This is a genomic window from Bacillus sp. P14.5 (assembly GCF_003316765.1).
GTDB lineage: Bacteria > Bacillota > Bacilli > Bacillales > Bacillaceae_B > Rossellomorea.
The window spans coordinates 1-15,843 of record NZ_NIJF01000011.1 but is presented as its reverse complement, the minus strand read 5'-3'; the positions used below and the strand labels follow the sequence as shown (position 1 = coordinate 15,843).

17 protein-coding genes and 1 pseudogene are annotated in these 15,843 nt (G+C 39.7%); 13 read left to right on the top strand and 5 right to left on the bottom strand.

The genetic code is table 11. The features are described 5' to 3' along the window. Nucleotides 1–2: 2 nt before the first annotated feature. The 4 genes from B9Z54_RS00895 to B9Z54_RS00875 all read left to right on the top strand — a co-directional run bounded on the left by B9Z54_RS00895 (nucleotide 3) and on the right by B9Z54_RS00875 (nucleotide 4,609). A complete protein-coding gene (locus B9Z54_RS00895) occupies nucleotides 3–458 on the top strand; it encodes a GNAT family N-acetyltransferase (protein ID WP_113926660.1) in 456 nt (151 codons plus the stop codon). A 642-nt stretch (nucleotides 459–1,100) separates the two neighbouring features. After that, nucleotides 1,101–1,703, top strand: a complete 603-nt coding sequence (locus B9Z54_RS00885; RefSeq protein WP_187444381.1) for a hypothetical protein — start codon at nucleotides 1,101–1,103, stop codon at nucleotides 1,701–1,703. A gap of 285 nt (nucleotides 1,704–1,988) precedes the next feature. Next, on the top strand, nucleotides 1,989–3,260 hold the full coding sequence (locus B9Z54_RS00880) for a nitroreductase family protein (protein ID WP_162785037.1): 1,272 nt from the start codon (nucleotides 1,989–1,991) through the stop codon (nucleotides 3,258–3,260). After that, complete coding sequence (locus tag B9Z54_RS00875) at nucleotides 3,257–4,609, top strand: APC family permease (protein WP_113926657.1); 1,353 nt, start codon at nucleotides 3,257–3,259, stop codon at nucleotides 4,607–4,609. The genes B9Z54_RS00880 and B9Z54_RS00875 overlap by 4 nt, the downstream gene beginning before the upstream one ends. 48 nt (nucleotides 4,610–4,657) lie before the next feature. Here B9Z54_RS00875 and B9Z54_RS00870 read toward each other — a convergent pair whose 3' ends face one another. Then, nucleotides 4,658–4,942, bottom strand: coding sequence for a phospholipase (locus B9Z54_RS00870; RefSeq protein WP_113926656.1), 285 nt, complete (start codon nucleotides 4,940–4,942; stop codon nucleotides 4,658–4,660). Between the two features lie 370 nt (nucleotides 4,943–5,312). On the opposite strand from B9Z54_RS00870, the gene B9Z54_RS00865 reads away from it, so the two are divergent. The 9 genes from B9Z54_RS00865 (at nucleotide 5,313) to B9Z54_RS26025 (ending at nucleotide 13,839) form a co-directional block, all read left to right on the top strand. Beyond that, the gene (locus B9Z54_RS00865) at nucleotides 5,313–5,558 is read left to right on the top strand and encodes a stage VI sporulation protein F (RefSeq protein ID WP_113926655.1); all 246 of its coding nucleotides are present in this window, start codon (nucleotides 5,313–5,315) and stop codon (nucleotides 5,556–5,558) included. Nucleotides 5,559–5,894: 336 nt separating this feature from the next. After that, a complete protein-coding gene (locus tag B9Z54_RS00860) occupies nucleotides 5,895–6,635 on the top strand; it encodes a GntR family transcriptional regulator (RefSeq protein ID WP_113926654.1) in 741 nt (246 codons plus the stop codon). 24 nt (nucleotides 6,636–6,659) lie between these two features. Next, entirely contained in the window at nucleotides 6,660–7,844 is a 1,185-nt protein-coding gene (locus tag B9Z54_RS00855) for an iron-containing alcohol dehydrogenase (protein WP_113926653.1), read from the top strand. An 87-nt stretch (nucleotides 7,845–7,931) separates the two neighbouring features. Further along, nucleotides 7,932–9,680, top strand: a complete 1,749-nt coding sequence (locus B9Z54_RS00850) for a thiamine pyrophosphate-binding protein (RefSeq protein WP_113926652.1) — start codon at nucleotides 7,932–7,934, stop codon at nucleotides 9,678–9,680. Then, the gene (locus B9Z54_RS00845; RefSeq protein WP_113926651.1) at nucleotides 9,680–10,609 is read left to right on the top strand and encodes a bile acid:sodium symporter family protein; all 930 of its coding nucleotides are present in this window, start codon (nucleotides 9,680–9,682) and stop codon (nucleotides 10,607–10,609) included. Before B9Z54_RS00850 ends, B9Z54_RS00845 begins: the two co-directional genes overlap by 1 nt. Beyond that, nucleotides 10,606–11,472, top strand: coding sequence for an NAD-dependent epimerase/dehydratase family protein (locus tag B9Z54_RS00840; protein ID WP_240189751.1), 867 nt, complete (start codon nucleotides 10,606–10,608; stop codon nucleotides 11,470–11,472). The genes B9Z54_RS00845 and B9Z54_RS00840 overlap by 4 nt, the downstream gene beginning before the upstream one ends. Before the next feature lie 132 nt (nucleotides 11,473–11,604). Beyond that, the gene (locus tag B9Z54_RS00835) at nucleotides 11,605–12,447 is read left to right on the top strand and encodes an SDR family oxidoreductase (RefSeq protein ID WP_113926650.1); all 843 of its coding nucleotides are present in this window, start codon (nucleotides 11,605–11,607) and stop codon (nucleotides 12,445–12,447) included. A gap of 125 nt (nucleotides 12,448–12,572) precedes the next feature. After that, nucleotides 12,573–13,640 (top strand): NAD(P)/FAD-dependent oxidoreductase, encoded by a 1,068-nt coding sequence (locus tag B9Z54_RS00830; RefSeq protein ID WP_113926649.1) that lies wholly within the window; start codon nucleotides 12,573–12,575, stop codon nucleotides 13,638–13,640. Between the two features lie 64 nt (nucleotides 13,641–13,704). After that, nucleotides 13,705–13,839 carry a hypothetical protein gene (locus tag B9Z54_RS26025; RefSeq protein ID WP_275887763.1) on the top strand — a complete coding sequence of 45 codons (135 nt, stop codon included), beginning with the start codon at nucleotides 13,705–13,707 and terminating at the stop codon, nucleotides 13,837–13,839. 45 nt (nucleotides 13,840–13,884) lie between these two features. Here the strand turns inward: B9Z54_RS26025 and B9Z54_RS24560 are convergent, their stop codons facing one another. The 4 genes and pseudogenes from B9Z54_RS24560 to B9Z54_RS00815 all read right to left on the bottom strand — a co-directional run. After that, nucleotides 13,885–14,088: a hypothetical protein gene (locus tag B9Z54_RS24560; RefSeq protein ID WP_205207643.1), complete on the bottom strand. Its 204-nt coding sequence runs from the start codon at nucleotides 14,086–14,088 to the stop codon at nucleotides 13,885–13,887. Nucleotides 14,089–14,469: 381 nt separating this feature from the next. After that, entirely contained in the window at nucleotides 14,470–14,805 is a 336-nt protein-coding gene (locus B9Z54_RS00825) for a YobA family protein (protein WP_113926648.1), read from the bottom strand. Nucleotides 14,806–14,940: 135 nt separating this feature from the next. Continuing rightward, nucleotides 14,941–15,333, bottom strand: a complete 393-nt coding sequence (locus B9Z54_RS00820; protein WP_113926647.1) for a hypothetical protein — start codon at nucleotides 15,331–15,333, stop codon at nucleotides 14,941–14,943. Between the two features lie 139 nt (nucleotides 15,334–15,472). Then, a pseudogene (locus B9Z54_RS00815) lies at nucleotides 15,473–15,843 on the bottom strand (HNH endonuclease signature motif containing protein); the annotation flags it as partial.

Below are 15,843 nucleotides of genomic sequence, written 5' to 3'. Positions count from 1 at the left end.
CAATGATCAGACTATTACCTATGACCTCCGAGGAATTCGAACCATTCCTGGAGAGATCTGTAAAAAACTATGCACAACAAAAAGCAGAGGCGGGCAATTGGACGAAGGAAGAAGCACTGGAAAACTCAAAAAGGGATTTTCAGCGGCTACTCCCTGAGAGAGAGAATTCAATCGATAACCGTCTTTTTACCATCTGGAGTGATGAGATACCTGTAGGTTCGATCTGGATAGCAAAAATTGCAGAGGATACAGGTTATATCTATGATATCTATATTGAACCGGAACAACAGGGAAAAGGTTTTGGAAAGCAAGCGATGCTGGAAATCGAAACTGTCGCAAGAGATCTAGGCTTCAGTAAAATAGACCTTCATGTGTTCGGCCACAATCAAAAAGCGAGAAATCTTTATGAGACGTTAGAATACGAGGTCACCAACGTCATCATGTCAAAAAAATTATAGCAGCGAAAAAACCGTCAGTTCAAGGCTGGCGGTTTTATTTATTTGGGATTTGTATTGACATGTTTGAATATAAGGGATTGGTTGACACCTTTGAAATAGTGCTTATTAACTGGCAGGAATAATAAATATCGGACGAAAAGCCAATACTAGCGACAAACACAGCAAGGGAGTGTTTAATATAACTCTCACCCTATATATCATTCTCACTTGGTTCCTGGCTTTAACACTTTACTTCCTGCCAAAAAAGATTCTGTTTATTGAAGCCGCCTTTGTGTTCATGATTCTTTCTTTTATAGTGGACAATATATACACCATTTTAGGTCTTAATCTAAGATATATTCTATTAGCTAAGGAAGAAGATCTTTTTGTCGCGCTCATCCTTTACAGAAGTATCATAATGCCCATTCTAGCACTACTGCTATTGAATTTATCCTTACTCTTTAAGAAAACGTGGTTTAAAGCTCTTATACATTTAGCTATACTGGGCTTTCTCATAGTCCTTGAACTGGTGACCGTGGAGTTCGGCTTAATTCAATATGAACGTTGGAACCTTCTTCTGCAAACAGGGACCTTTATGTTTTTATTTCTATCTGCCTATGTCAGCTTTTATCTAATGAGATTTCTCCTAAAAAGGGTGATGAGATGACAACTGTTTACGATACAGAAATCAATCAGAATGAGTGGTTCATTATCATAATGCTGGTGATGAGCCTTATTGCACTATTCTTCATGAAGCCGAAAATGGATTTGCCGATTATGATTATAATCTATACATTCGGGGTGACGTGCGGGATGTTTTTCGACCATACAATAAGCATTGAGCCTTTTAACTTCTACGATGTGAATGATTCTTCCAAGTACCAGTTGATTGATTTCATTTCTTATATCATGTATGGCCCATTTGCATGCTTCTTTATCTTTTTTTATAAAAAATACAATATCTCTGGCATGAAAAACGTGTGGTATATCATAGTGTGGACGATCATAGCAGTGACAACGGAATGGGTTGCTCAAAAAAACGGAGTATTTCATTACAGAAGAGGATATAATCTATTTTTCTCTGCTCCTATTTACTTATTCAACCAGACAGCCCTGATTATTTTTTATCATCTTATCCAAACTGAATATAAAAACAAAGGAAAATTAAAGAGGTTTGTCTATCCTGAAAATAATTTTATTTTACACTTGACGTTTCAGCCAGTGACCTTGTATAGTCTATATATACTTTATCACATAAAAGCGTAGAAGCATAAAAGCGTTAAAGCGAAGAAGCATTTATTTTACAATTATATAATTGACAGTGCGCGGAAACAGTAGCAGGTAAGCGGGCAGCATCAGAGACTGGATGGTTGGTGGAAGTTCAGGCAGCTTACAGGTGAATTACATCGCGCAGGAAAGCTGTCACACAATGAAGTGGATGCTGAATGATTTAGAGATCGTAAGCATCAACAAGGGTGGTAACGCGGAGTTCCTTCGTCCCTTATGGATGAAGGGCTTTTTTGTATTCTTTTTTATGAGGGGGCTGTAGAAATGACAGCATCAAAAGAAAAAATCACATTAGATTACCAAAGAATGAGTGAATCAGCACAGCATGAGAGGTTGGATCACTTCTTAAGCCGGCTGAACATTAGAAGAGAAGTAAAATCATTTTCAAAACAGAATATTCCTATTGAGACGATTAAAAATGCTATAAAGGCAGCAGGTACTTCTCCATCAGGTGCCAATCAGCAGCCCTGGTCGTTCGTATTGGTTTCCGATCCAAAAGTAAAAACACAGATAATAAACGAAGTCAGAAGTAAATCGACCACCTTGGAAGAAGCACCCTATATGGTTGTCTTATTGAAACAGAAGTATGGAAGGAAGATTACTGAATCGGGAGAGTGCCATAAAGTTAAGCACTATTACCCGAATGAATCCGTGGGAATTTGCGGAGGGTTTTTTATAACAGCTTTAAACCAAGCGGGACTTCATTATAACCTGCACCAACCAGTCAAATCTTTATCTGAAATTCTCGATCGTCCTGAAAATGAAGAACCTTATATGCTGTTTTCCATCGGGATTGCAGATGAATGGGAAGATAAAAAGCATAATATACAGCAGGATTTAATACATTTTGATTTTGTTGAAGAGCATGTGGAATATAAATCATTTGACAAATATTCGCAAGTATCAAGTCCGCCTCTTTCAGCAGAAGATTACTATTACAGTATTAAAAAACGTCGGAATGTAAGGGACTTTTCACAAGAAGAGATTCCAGCTTCTCTTCTCGCAAAAGCTTTTCAGGCACTATATTCCAGTCCTTTTCCAGACTCCTATCGGTTTGAGATTGTCTCCGATGAGAAAATAAAAGCTTTGATCCGGGAAAAGGCGGAAGAGGAAGAAAAGAAATTTTACCAAGAGAAGATAACAAATGAGTGGAGAGATGTTTTGAAGCCGCTCGGCACAAATTGGGAAAAATCCCATCTTACAGATGCACCCTATCTTATTATCGGGTTTAAAGTAATGAACGACATGGTTCAAGATCCATTATATCCCGGCAAAAACAGGCCGATTGTTTCCTCAGCTGTCAATACAGGTATCCTGATGAGTGCGATTCATCATGCCAACCTTTGTATGCTGACCCATACACCGAGCCCTATGGTTTTCCTAAGGGACCTTCTCAATAGGCCTAAGAACGAAGTGCCCATCGTAGTTATCCCGGCAGGATACCCCGCTGACAACTGTCAGGTACCAGATATCAGCAAGAAACCGTTGGAAGACATTATTACAACTCTTACAGAAAGTGAAGGTGAAGCATCATGAAAAACGGATTAAAACGAGAATTAGGAAAATGGCATGGATACGCTCTTATGATCGGAGGCATGGTAGGATCGGGGATCTTTGTTGTAACAGGCGAAGCTGGGGCGCAGGCTGGTCCTTCGGTACCCTTCGGCTATGTTGTATTATTACCGGTACTATTGTGTTCAGCACTTGCGTATTTGATTTTTATGAGTACTCCGCTCGGAAACAGTCCCGGCGGTGCTTACGTTCATATCAGCCGCACCTTCAATAACTACTTTGCAGGATTCCTGTTCATGTGGTTCCAGTACATCGCTTTGCTTGGCGTAATGGCAATAATGGCGATTTCATTCGGCGAATACCTTTCAAGTGTAATAGGAGCAGGAAACACTGCGGTTCTGGCAACCATCCTGCTGCTTGTGTTTTACTTGCTGAATATCATAGGGGTTAAATGGTTCGGTGTGGTGCAGCTTGTCATGTCAGCCGTACTTTTCATCGCCATCCTTGTCCTGGTTGTACCTGGAGTATTCTTTATTGAAACGGAAAACTTTTCACCTATGCTTCCTAATGGAGTGAGTGGATTTATAGCCATCCTCCCATCTTTGTTCTTTGCTTATTTTGGCTTCGAACAGCTTGCGCAGGCGGGCGGGGAGATGAAGGATCCTCAGAAAGCCATGCCAAGAACCATGCTGATAGGATCATTTGCAACAGTAATCATTTATTTCTTGATTTCCATTGTCGCATTTGGTGTTATTCCATATGACCAGCTCGCTCAATCACAAAGCGCAATGTTTGATGTCGCTTCAGTATACCTGCCAGCAGGCGGAAAATGGATTGTCATGGTCGGTATCATCATGGCTTTTGCGACAACGCTGAATTCCTTGGTGATGGTCGTATCAAGAATCTTGTTCGCCTTCGCAGAAGACCGGGTGATCCCCGTAGGCATTGCAAAAGTCAATAAACGCTTCAATACACCGCACATAGCTATTACAATCAACACAATCATTGTTCTGGCCCTGATTTGGACAAGAACACTGGATTACCTGTTAAACGTGTCTTTGCAGGGGATGTTCCTGATGTACATCGGTCATGCCATAGCGATGATCGCACTGCCGTTCATCCGTCCGGCACTGTTTCAAAGTGCATTAATCAAACCGAAGATTCCTTTGATTATAGGATGTGGAGTATTCTCATTAAGTGTCTTATTGTTCTTCAGTTACACTCTGATTCTATCAGTCCTTAACCTTTTGCTGATCTGGTCCGCAGTTGGAGTGATTATCTTCCTGCTAGGGAGAGTGCAGGGAAAGAACAAACAGTTTGATTACAAGGTTCAAATAGAGAGAGCATGGAAAGATGATACCTCGACAACTTAAAGAATGAAAAGAACCGGTTCTCCAAATCAATGGGGACCGGTTCTTTTTTCAGCAAGAAAATAAAGTTTTAAATTTCATATAACCATGCATGATCCTTGCATGACGACCTTCTGGAGTTCTAGCCTGCATTCTGGACTGCAGCCGCTTCATGAACATCCTGTCACATCGGCAGGAAGGACCAAACCTCTCATAGCACTCATCATGCGCTTTACATGCTGCATCAACCGCGTTTATCGGAGCTCCAGGACCGCTGCAGCCGGGACCGCAATAACGGTAACCTGGAAAAACGCAAAACCCCCGGGAGTTCCTTTGGATTCTTTCAGGCGGATACATCGGATTTCCTCCTTGTTTCTTTCATATAGGCTTCTTTTCGTAAACTTTGTTGCTATTTAATATGAATTTCGTAAAACATCACCAGAAATCACCATTATATCCTGGTAAGCAAGAAAGAACAGAGCCACTCGACCCGTTAAGAGAGAAAAACATTCGTATTCAGGGGAAAAATCCGTCTCTTGGGATTTTTCCGAAAGCAACAATCTATACGAAAACAGCCTTCATATAACAGTTTATGCAGAAGATTTCCAATGGCTTGTTTAACAGCCTAATATAACATCAAATTCCCCGCAACCGGGACGTCCGTTGATACAAGTCGCTTTCCTCATACATAAGATGCATGGAGTAACTCTTTGAGAGGAGGTCCAATATGTTCGGAAACTTTGAAAAAAAGACAGGTGTCAAAATGGACGACATCATGAAGCTTGCCCAGTCTTTCCAAAACACGAACTTCAAAGATGAGAACCAAGTCAGAACCATGATCAAGAAAGTTGCATCCCTCGCCGGCAAACCGGTTTCAAGAGAAAAAGAAGAGATGCTTGTCAAAGCGATCACAAGCGGGAAAGTACCTAAGGATATGAATGAAATACAGAAGATGATGAATAAGAAGAAGTAATTGAGAGACGGCAGCCTGAAGAGGGCTGCTGTTTTTTATCCAAAATTAATCAAATCAATACAAGGAAAAATTTATGTTGCTGAAAATTCTGAATTATTTTATAATTATCTTGTATTATTAATACTGTTGTAATTTGAAAAAGTAACCTTAGTGGGAGTGATACACAAATTCATTAATATTTTGGCATCGAATTTCAAACATATCTAAAATATTGCTTCTTTGCATACACTCTAATGATATTCCTCAAGAATCCTTCTCCTTAATTATGTTTTACCGCTCTTTGTCTACAATGGTCCGGACGTCATAACGTATTAAAGTTAAAGGAGGAATGGCCATTTGATTGATTCTGATAATCCAATACCTTATCATCTTCAGATTAAAGAAATAATAGCGAAGGAAATAGTAACAGGAACATATAAGGATCGAATTCCCAGTGAACGGGACTTAATGGAGCGATTCTCGGTCAGCCGCACGACTATCCGTGAAGCTATTACACACTTAGTTAATGATGGGATGCTGAAAAAAGTACATGGCAAGGGCACTTTTATCTCTCAAAAAACACCTGTTCATGAATGGCTTAATTCATTAAACAGTCTTACAGAGACAATTATCAAGATGGGAATGAAGCCTGGTTCTAAGCTGCTTCATATGGGGGTGATGAATAAAAATGATGTAATTTCAGATATGTTGAATGTTGACCTTGTGTTCCATATTCAACGTCTAAGAACCGCCGACTCTGTACCAATTGCCATTGAAGATCATTTCTATCCTATGAATATCGGCGTGGAATTAACAAAATACGATTTAGAAACAACACCTATATACGATTTACTCGAAAATGAATTAGAAATAGAAATGGAAGAAGCGGAACAGTTTATATCCAGTAAAACAGCACATAAAGAAGAGGCATTAAACTTAGATGTCCCGGATGGTTCCAATGTGCTTTGTGTTGAAAGGCTAATAACCAATTCTGCTGGAGCAGCAATCGAATACTATTCAAGCATATTCAGGCCCGATATGTATGTTTTCCGGGTGAAAACAAAACGAAAGAGAGCTAATACTACTTATTTTTTATAGGGACTAACTGATAGGAGGCAGCAAATGACGAAAGAGCTCCATATGCCAAGGTCTATAAAAGCTGGCGTCAATTCTATACAGGATATTGGCAAAGCTGCTAAAGAACTTTACGCTACTCACGTATTTATCGTAACAGGTTCTTTAGCAGCAAGAGAGCCGTATAAGTCTGAAATCATTCATAGCTTCGCAACTTATGGAGTAAAGGCTTCCTTCTTTTCACAGTTAAATGGAGAGCCTACACTGGAAGATGTAAGAAAATCATTAAAGGAATTAAAAAATTGTAAAGCAGACTGCGTGGTGGCAATCGGAGGGGGAAGTGTCATTGATTTAGCTAAAGCTATCTCTTTTCTCTGTATCAATGAAAATTCCAGCCTGAATTCTATTCCAGACATGAAGAGACTGGAAAGGCTGCCTTTGATTGCAGTACCCACAACAGCTGGAACTGGATCTGAAGCTACAAAAGTAACGGTCATATCGGATAAAAAAATGAACATTAAGTTGAACCCTGGACATTATAAACTCATTCCGGACGTTGCCATTCTGGATCCAGCATTAACGGTAAGTATGCCGGATTCAATCACGGCTTATACAGGAATGGATGCTTTGGCTCATGCAATGGAAGCCTATGTTTCTACCAAGGCAACCCCAATGAGCAATCATTTTGCCTTAGAAGCTATAAGGATCATAGGTAAATGGCTGCCTGAGGCATACAGGAACGGAGACAGCCTGGAGGCTAGAGAAAATATGCTTATTGCAAGTTTATATGCAGGCATAGCTTTCTCGAATTCTTCAACCAATCTGGTCCACGCGGCTGCGAGGCCACTTGGCACAAGGTTTGGAATCCCACACGGTTTAAGCGTATCTTTATTATTACCCTTTGTGATGGAATACGGACTTAAGACATCAATTGGCCTTTATGCAGATATAGGAAAGGCCCTTGGCTGCCCAGAAGGACTTTCTCAAAAAAAGACGGCTGAATTTGCGTTAGAACAGGTTCTTCTGTTCAATCTACAGTTTCAGATATGGGATGATGGGGCGAAATACCTTCATGACCGACTACAATTTCCGAATGCCGTTCCTTCTCTAGTGAGTGATGCACTTTCTGGGAATGGCATAAAAACAAATCAGAAAATACCAACTGGTAGGGATATTGAAAAGATATACCAAAACCTATGGAAAAAAGTTGAAAATCATCAGGAAAGTAATTAAATAACATAAAAACTTACGATAAAAATGTATACACCTACGGAAAAGGCGACTAATAAAAAATAATTTTTAAATATCAGGAGGAAAAGCATGGGAGAGATGACAGGCGGAGAAGTTCTTGCAAATATGTTGAACGCTGAGAATGTAGAGAAGGTTTTTGGCATCATAGATGGTACCTATTTTGGTTTTTACTCAAGCCTTAAAAGCCAGGGAATAGAGTTAATTACTCCCAGGCATGAAACCAGTGCTGCCCATATGGCAGGTGCCTATGCAAGAATAAGCGGAAAATTAGGGGTATGTATGGCCAGCAATGGACCAGGAGTGGCGAACATATTGCCAGGATTGGTAGTTGAAGAAGGAGAAGGCAATCGTGTCCTGGTTATAACTAGCGCAAGGCGTACAGGAATCATGTATCCAGATCGGGGAGGGACTTACCAATGTTTCGATCAAACGGGAGTGATTTCAAAAATAGCCAAATGGAGCCAGGCAGTACCTTCCTTTGACAGAATACCGGAAATGATGAGGACGGCACTAAGGAAATGTTTTGAAGGCCGGCCGGGAGTAGTACATATTGATATTCCAGAAAACATCATTAACTCAAAGCAAAAATGTGATATTTCCTTTTGGAAGCCTTCTCAATATAGAGTTACAGAGATGCCAGGTGCGTCAGATCGACAGCTTTCACAAGCGGCGGATCTACTGATAAATGCAGAGTACCCTATTATCCATGCCGGAAGCGGGGTTATCCATGCTAAAGCATACGAGGAAGTAGAAACGGCAGCAGCTCTACTGCAATCGATGGTCACGACCAGCTGGGCAGCAAGGGGAGCTATTCCTGAAACAAATCCGCTTATGCTTCCGATGATCCACATTGCTACTAATAATAAACTAAGAAATGAAGCAGATGTAGTGCTCGTTCTTGGATCAAGGCTGGGGGAAACAGATTGGTGGGGAAAAGCTCCTTACTGGAATTCAAGCCAGAAAGTCATTCAAGTAGATTTGGATCCTGGAATATTAGGGGCAAACAAGCCAGTTGAATTAGCGATCCAAGCTGATGTAAAAACTTTTCTATCTCAGTTGAATGAACATCTCTACAATCGCAAAGAAGAAATCCAAATCGATCAGCGGAAAGTTAAAAATGAGAAGATTATCGCGGAGAGAGATAAAAACCGGAAGAAGCTGGATCAGCACTTGGAGGATATGTCTGTGCCTATGAATCCTGCGCAGGTACCTTCCATTTGCCAAAATGTATTTCCAAAGGATACAACGTTTGTTCTTGATGGTGGAAATACCGTTATTTGGTCAAACTTTTTCTATCAAGTCAATAAGCCGGGATCGGTAATTTCCACTTACAAATTTGGCATGTTGGGAGCTGGGCCAGGGCAGGCCTTAGGAGCCGCTGCAGCTAATCGGGAACAACCGGTCTGCTGCATAATAGGCGATGGAGCGATGGGCTTTCATCCTCAAGAAGTTGAAACAGCCGTTAGAAACGGTTTGCAAGTCATATTTATTGTCATGTGTGACAAACAGTGGGGAATGGTGAAAATGAATCAGCAATTTGCACTGAAACCGGTTAAAACACTTATAAAAAAATCGTTAAGTCCTGAAGAAACGATCAATGCGGATTTAGGGGTAATCCAATTTGACCGGCTAGCCCAGAGTATGGGGGCCCATGGAGAACACGTCAATGACCCGAAAGACTTAAAGACGGCCATTGAAAGGTCTTTAGAAACGGGCAGATGTTCAGTCATCCATGTGGATGTGGATCCAGTTAAACATATGTGGGCACCGGGACTAAAATATTTTAAAGATATGCATCAAGAGCCTAAAGGCAAATAATGAATATCGATCAGATACAACTCAATTTCAGTCCTGCCAGCCTTAACATCCTAAATATCGTCATTGGGTTTATTATGTTCGGGGTAGCCTTGGACTTAAAGCTATCTGATTTCAAAAGAAGTTTTTCTACCCCTAAACCAATATTGATAGGACTAACAGGACAATTTCTTTTACTGCCTGCATTTACATTCTTGCTGGTTTCCTTGGTTAACCCGCTACCAAGTATCGCTTTGGGGTTATTTATGGTGGCCGCCTGCCCGGGTGGCAATCTTTCAAACTTCATCACCTATCTGGCTAAAGGCAACACACCGCTATCTATTTCAATGTCAGCAGTATCAACTGTTATCGCTATTTTTATGACGCCAGTCAATGTCATGTTCTGGGGTTCGCTTTACCCCGGGACAGAATCTTTGATCCGCTCTTTTACAATTAGTCCTGCTGATATGCTTTTTACAATCTTTTTGATGCTTGGGCTTCCGCTTGCCGCAGGAATGCTCATTCGATATAAGTATCCTGTCTTTGCTGTAAAGGTGAATAAAGTAATGAAATATTTCTCCATCGCATTCTTTATCCTGTTTCTGCTGGCAGCCTTGGTTTCCAATTTCACCTACTTTGTTGAGTTTGTTGGAATGGTTGTATTGGTGGTCTTCTTGCAGAATTTAATTGCTATTCTTTCAGGATACTTTACAGCCCGTTTGTTCAAACTCCCGGAAGGCGATAGAAGGGCCATTGCCATTGAGGTAGGAATTCAGAATTCTGGTTTGGGACTTGTCTTGATCTTCAACTTCTTCGATGGTCTGGGCGGCATGGCGATAGTAGCTGCCTGGTGGGGAGTATGGCATTTGGTTTCAGGGCTTTCCATTGCAGCCTTTTGGTCGAGAAGAGATCCGAAACCTTCTCAGCCGGTTAGTGGAGGGATCCAGATATGAATATTTTAATAACCGGAGCTGCGGGATACCTTGGAAGTAATCTTCTTAAACGGTTAATCGAAAATGCAAAAGGAACGTGGAATATAATTGCTGCCGATATACAAGAATCTTCTGTAAAACATCCAGCAGTCCAATTTATCAAGATGGATATCCGTTCCCAGGAAGTGAGTCAATTAATAAAGGAATACAACATACAAACTGTTGTCCACCTGGCTTCAATCGTAACACCAGGCAAGAAAAGCAACCGGGAATTCGAATATTCAGTTGACGTACTCGGCACTGAAAACCTCTTAAAGGCCTGCACAGCCAATAATGTTAAACGGATCATCACTACGTCGAGCGGTGCAGCTTATGGCTATCATGCGGATAACCCCTCTTTGCTAACAGAGGAACATCCCATCCGAGGCAATGAAGAATTTGCTTATTCCTATCATAAACGTCTTGTAGAAGAGCTCATGTGCAAATATAGGAAGGAAAATCCGCAGCTGCAGCAAGTAATATTTCGGATCGGTACGATATTAGGTGAAAACACCAATAACCAGATTACGAATCTATTTGAGAAGAAAAGTCTCCTCGGCATCTATGGATCAGATAGTCCATTTGTATTCATCTGGGACCAGGATGTTATTGAATGCTTAATGAAAGCAATAACCGGGAATGAAGTTGGAATCTTCAATGTGGCGGGAGATGGCTCGCTTTCCATTGATGAAATCGCTGCAATATTGAATAAAAAGGTTATCCGCATTCCGGCTTGGCTGCTGACATCAGGATTGTTCATTTTAAAAAGGCTGTCACTAACCCAGTATGGGGAGGAACAAGTCAATTTTTTACGCTACCGCCCTGTTCTGGATAACAAAAATTAAAAACAGAATTCGGTTATACCCCTAAGTATTCATCTAAGGAAGTATTTCAGTTTTTCTTGGAGAAAAAACCGGTTAACTAATAATCGATATTGGAAGTACAGAAATATAAGGCCGGCTTCAGCGGGCCTCTTAATGAAAGTGGTGAATCCTATGAGAAGCCAACATCAATTCAAACATAAAAACATTTTAATTACTGGTGCAGCAGGTGGTTTAGGCAGGGAACTATGCATAACAATGGGGAACAGAGGAGCAACCATCCTCGCAATCGACATAAACCGGGGACACTTGGATTCGCTAAAAACGCTTTTGAACGAACAAAATATTACCTGCCATATTTTCATATGTGATATAACCGATAAAAATCAATGTCAAAGGACTATTGGTGAAATTTCAAAATCTGGATTAGGAATCGACATGGTCATTCATAATGCGGGGATTTCTCATCGAAGTCCTTTTATAGAGACAAAGCTGGATGTCCTTGAAAATGTAATTAAAGTAAATGTGAATGGAACGATTAACCTTACTCATTACACACTGAAGCAAATCATACAGCGGCAAGGAACCTACGTAGTCGTATCAAGCGTCGCCGGTTTTGCCCCTGTATTTGGTCGAACAGGCTACGCAGCCAGTAAGCATGCTCTTCATGGATTTTTTGAGACCCTGCGAGCAGAAGTGGAGGAAGAAGGAGTAAATGTGTTAATGGTCTGTCCCTCTTTTATGAAAACGGCTATGGAACACACAGCTATGGGAGGGGACGGCAAACATGTTTCTAATAAAAAGCAAACAGTAGGAAATGTTTTAACACCTGAAATAGTAGCAGAACAAATAGTAAAAGGAATCAGTGCAAATAAGAAAAGGATATACATTAGTCCAATCGCCAAACTCTCAATGGTAGTAAGCCGCTTTACTCCTTTATTATATGGAAGGATTATGAGGAAAAAAATGAGCCAGGAATTTCGAGGAAACTCTAAATAACAGTTGCAGTGAACTGACCGCTATTTCATGCGGTCTTTTGTTATTTATAAATAAAATCGTTTGTTTTCATAGTCTACTTACCTGTAAACTGATTAGTGCCACATAACAAGAAAGGTTGTTACATAATGAAAAAACTTTTATTGGTCGGAGGAGGCCATTCTCATATACAGGTTTTAAAGAGATTAAAAGAAGAGTCTTTAAAGGAAGTTGACATAACATTAATATCGCCATCAAAATATCAGTACTTCCCTGAACTGTTTCCGGGTTATTCTGAAGGCACATATAAAGAGGAGGATATCAGAGTTGATCTGGAGGAGCTTGCAAGGGTCGCGGGAGTCAATTGGAAAGAAGGAGCTATACTGTCTATAGATCCCGTACAGAAACAGGCATTGACTGCAGAAGGAGACATCCTGGATTTTAATATTATCTCATTAAATATAGGTTCAATGACCAGCAGGACGAATAATATATCTCTATCTAAAAATATTTTTACGATCAAGCCAAACTATCAATTCACAAATGCTGTTAATGCTGTCCGACGAGCTGACAATCCTGTCATCATCGGAGAAAATGCTGCCGCAGTGGAAATAGCATCGTCACTGCAAGCCTGGCGAACCAAACAAAAAAACAGTCCCATCACGCTCATTGCCCAAAACAGGCTTCTTCCTGAAATGGATGAGAAAATATCCAAAACGATAGCAAAACGGCTTAGGGAAGACGGGATTATTCTTTATGAAGGCGATACTATTAAGAAAATTGAAGAAGATATAATAAACATAAATTCGAGTATAATCCCTTTCGGTAAATTGCTTTTATTACTAAACTCAAAAGCCCCCGATTTACTTAAACTTTCTAAGCTTCCTGTCAATGAAGAGGGTTATTTAACTATAGAGAAAACTCTGCAGGTAAAGAAGTATCCATTTATCTTCGGTGCCGGTGAATGTGCTGTAATAGAAGGATATCGATCTTCTTCTCATTCGCTGTACACTTCCAGAAGACAAGGAGATGTTTTATACGCAAATTTAAAAGGATTTATTGATACAGGTGAAGGTGAGTTTTATGAGGATACAAGGAAAACACCATTCTTATTAGAATTAGGAAATAAACAGGGATTTGCTGTATTTAAAAACAGATCATCTCTCGGAAAGATACCTTGGGTTTTGAGACGAATTCAAAATAAAAAGTTGTTGTAAAACCAAAAGGGAAGCTTCATCCCACATTTTTCTGAATACCCTTTATAATAAGGAGGGTGCAGAGATGAAACTGCCTGCTATCGATCTTGGCCTGATGGCTGAACACCTGGCTGCCATGAAGGAGTTATATCCAAGCTGGGAATTTATCATCAAAATGTCAGAAATCACGCTCTTAAAAAAATACTGCAAAGCCACATAGACACTTTACAAAACCATGTCGCTGTCATGATTTTACTTAATGATCCTAATCGAAACCATGAAGTTCAGTTTCAATGGGAACTATCAACTTCAATTCCGCTGGCTTCACCGGAAATGCAATGGATGATGGTGCAAAAGTATAAGCATATGTTAAAAAATATCTCTTAAGCTGCTTTAAGCAGCTTATTTTTCCTGCTTTATACAAACCAAATTCATCCTCGATCGTCCATATAAGTGCCATTTTTCGCAACACAGAACGTTTATTCGTGAACGATTCTTTGTTTATTAAAACGGAGCTCCAATCACCATGGGTATTATATGCAGAATAAACACGATTCGGAAATGGATTCATGAGGTTTAGTTTTAAAAAGAAATATTCTAAGATAAAAAATTTAAAAGCTAACGGGATGCCAAATCATATGTAAGGCATCTAGGAAGCAAACCTCCAGGAATGAGAAGAAGAACTGGAGTTAAAGTTATTGGGAACATGGGGAAACGCTTATGGTCTCTTTGAATTTGCTTCAAGTTTACATAACATATATTATAGGAAGTCACTCTGGATTTGCCGAAAATGTCTCAAAACCCTAGTATTCTCAGTATATTGAGACGAAATAAAAATTTTGGGGTGCCTTTATTCTATAATCTTAATTTCTTTAGCTTCACCAAAGGCGGGTAAAGAAGTATCGAGTGAGTTATACGAAACTCTTACTATCACACCTACATCCAACCCCTCTGGAGTATCTGTCCCTAAACTGAACCATACACCGTCATCGTATTTATTGATAATTTCTTTTGGTGTTAGGTTATTTATATCTTCTATTGTTGCACCTTCTACAATAAGGATTTTGTTCTCTTCTAAAGCAACAACAGTTCCGTTTTGTGCCAAGTAACCTTTTTCGCCTTCAATTTGATTACTGTTTGAATAACAACCAGAAGTTAAAACAGCAAATAAAAAAATACAAAGCATAAAATTGATATTGGTATTTTCAACAACTAGCCCCCATAAATTTTCTCGAAGTAATATTAACTGCTTTGTTCAACTAAACTCCCATTACTTGAAGAGAGGGTGGTTGCTTGCTCAGCAAACGCCACCGTTAAAAAATCACTTTTTGTTTTCTTTTTGAAATTCTCGCCACTCTTCAGAGTAATCGGGATTAGTTATTTCTATTTCTTCAGAAACAATCTCCATATTATTTAAATTATATTTAACTAGATAATTTCCCAAAGGAGATTTGTTTTTTGCCAATCCTCTATCATATTCGACTATACCTTCCGAACTAATTTTAGATGCAATTGTAGTGTTGTAATCGTTATCAACAAAAGCATCAAGAACAGGATTAAAATGGCTTAAATTATTAGACAATTTATCCAGTACCTCTTGTCTTTTAGCTTCTAAAGTCCTTGATTGTTCCATTTTTTCAGTTTGATAGAACATCAGTAATACTCCTAATAAAACAACCAAAACAATAATAAGAGTCGGAAGCTTTCTCTTCAAGTTAACTCCCCCTTCAAAAATATACATATTAAGAAAGAAAGCCCTTCTTCATGACAGATAGGTAAGGGTTTGAAGTTATCGCTCCCTTTTCCCCCTGCTAGCACCGTACGTGCGGCTTTCACCGCATACGGCGCCCCAACTAATCCAATTCATTCATTTCTATGTAATTAATAGAAGCACTTTGATTCCAATTTATGATTGAGTCGTTTCCGCAATGTTTTCGGAGTTCATTTACCTTTTGGATTTGTTTTTATTTAACTCTAGAGTTTTCATTAAATCTTTCATCTTTTCAATATCCTTTAAATGAACCAGGCGGTGGACGATTTCATGCAGCACAATCAAATTTGAGTACGTGTCATCTCTGGAGAGATGATACGGGACTTTATGATGACAGTGCCAATCATGTTTGCCTAGTTCACTACCTGTAACGGCACATTTTCCATATTGGGCAATGAACTTACTTATGCGGTTATCGTTGTACTCAATTGTACGATTAGGAATGAAGTTTTT

Excerpts from the sequence above, each read along its gene's own strand:
- B9Z54_RS00895 (WP_113926660.1), top strand. The coding sequence starts at position 3 with ATGATCAGACTATTACCTATGACCTCCGAGGAATTCGAACCATTCCTG.
- B9Z54_RS00885 (WP_187444381.1), top strand. The coding sequence starts at position 1,101 with ATGACAACTGTTTACGATACAGAAATCAATCAGAATGAGTGGTTCATT.
- B9Z54_RS00880 (WP_162785037.1), top strand. The coding sequence starts at position 1,989 with ATGACAGCATCAAAAGAAAAAATCACATTAGATTACCAAAGAATGAGT.
- B9Z54_RS00875 (WP_113926657.1), top strand. The coding sequence starts at position 3,257 with ATGAAAAACGGATTAAAACGAGAATTAGGAAAATGGCATGGATACGCT.
- B9Z54_RS00870 (WP_113926656.1), bottom strand. The coding sequence starts at position 4,942 with ATGTATCCGCCTGAAAGAATCCAAAGGAACTCCCGGGGGTTTTGCGTT.
- B9Z54_RS00865 (WP_113926655.1), top strand. The coding sequence starts at position 5,313 with ATGTTCGGAAACTTTGAAAAAAAGACAGGTGTCAAAATGGACGACATC.
- B9Z54_RS00855 (WP_113926653.1), top strand. The coding sequence starts at position 6,660 with ATGACGAAAGAGCTCCATATGCCAAGGTCTATAAAAGCTGGCGTCAAT.
- B9Z54_RS00850 (WP_113926652.1), top strand. The coding sequence starts at position 7,932 with ATGGGAGAGATGACAGGCGGAGAAGTTCTTGCAAATATGTTGAACGCT.
- B9Z54_RS00845 (WP_113926651.1), top strand. The coding sequence starts at position 9,680 with ATGAATATCGATCAGATACAACTCAATTTCAGTCCTGCCAGCCTTAAC.
- B9Z54_RS00840 (WP_240189751.1), top strand. The coding sequence starts at position 10,606 with ATGAATATTTTAATAACCGGAGCTGCGGGATACCTTGGAAGTAATCTT.
- B9Z54_RS00835 (WP_113926650.1), top strand. The coding sequence starts at position 11,605 with ATGAAAGTGGTGAATCCTATGAGAAGCCAACATCAATTCAAACATAAA.
- B9Z54_RS00830 (WP_113926649.1), top strand. The coding sequence starts at position 12,573 with ATGAAAAAACTTTTATTGGTCGGAGGAGGCCATTCTCATATACAGGTT.
- B9Z54_RS26025 (WP_275887763.1), top strand. The coding sequence starts at position 13,705 with ATGAAACTGCCTGCTATCGATCTTGGCCTGATGGCTGAACACCTGGCT.
- B9Z54_RS00825 (WP_113926648.1), bottom strand. The coding sequence starts at position 14,805 with ATGCTTTGTATTTTTTTATTTGCTGTTTTAACTTCTGGTTGTTATTCA.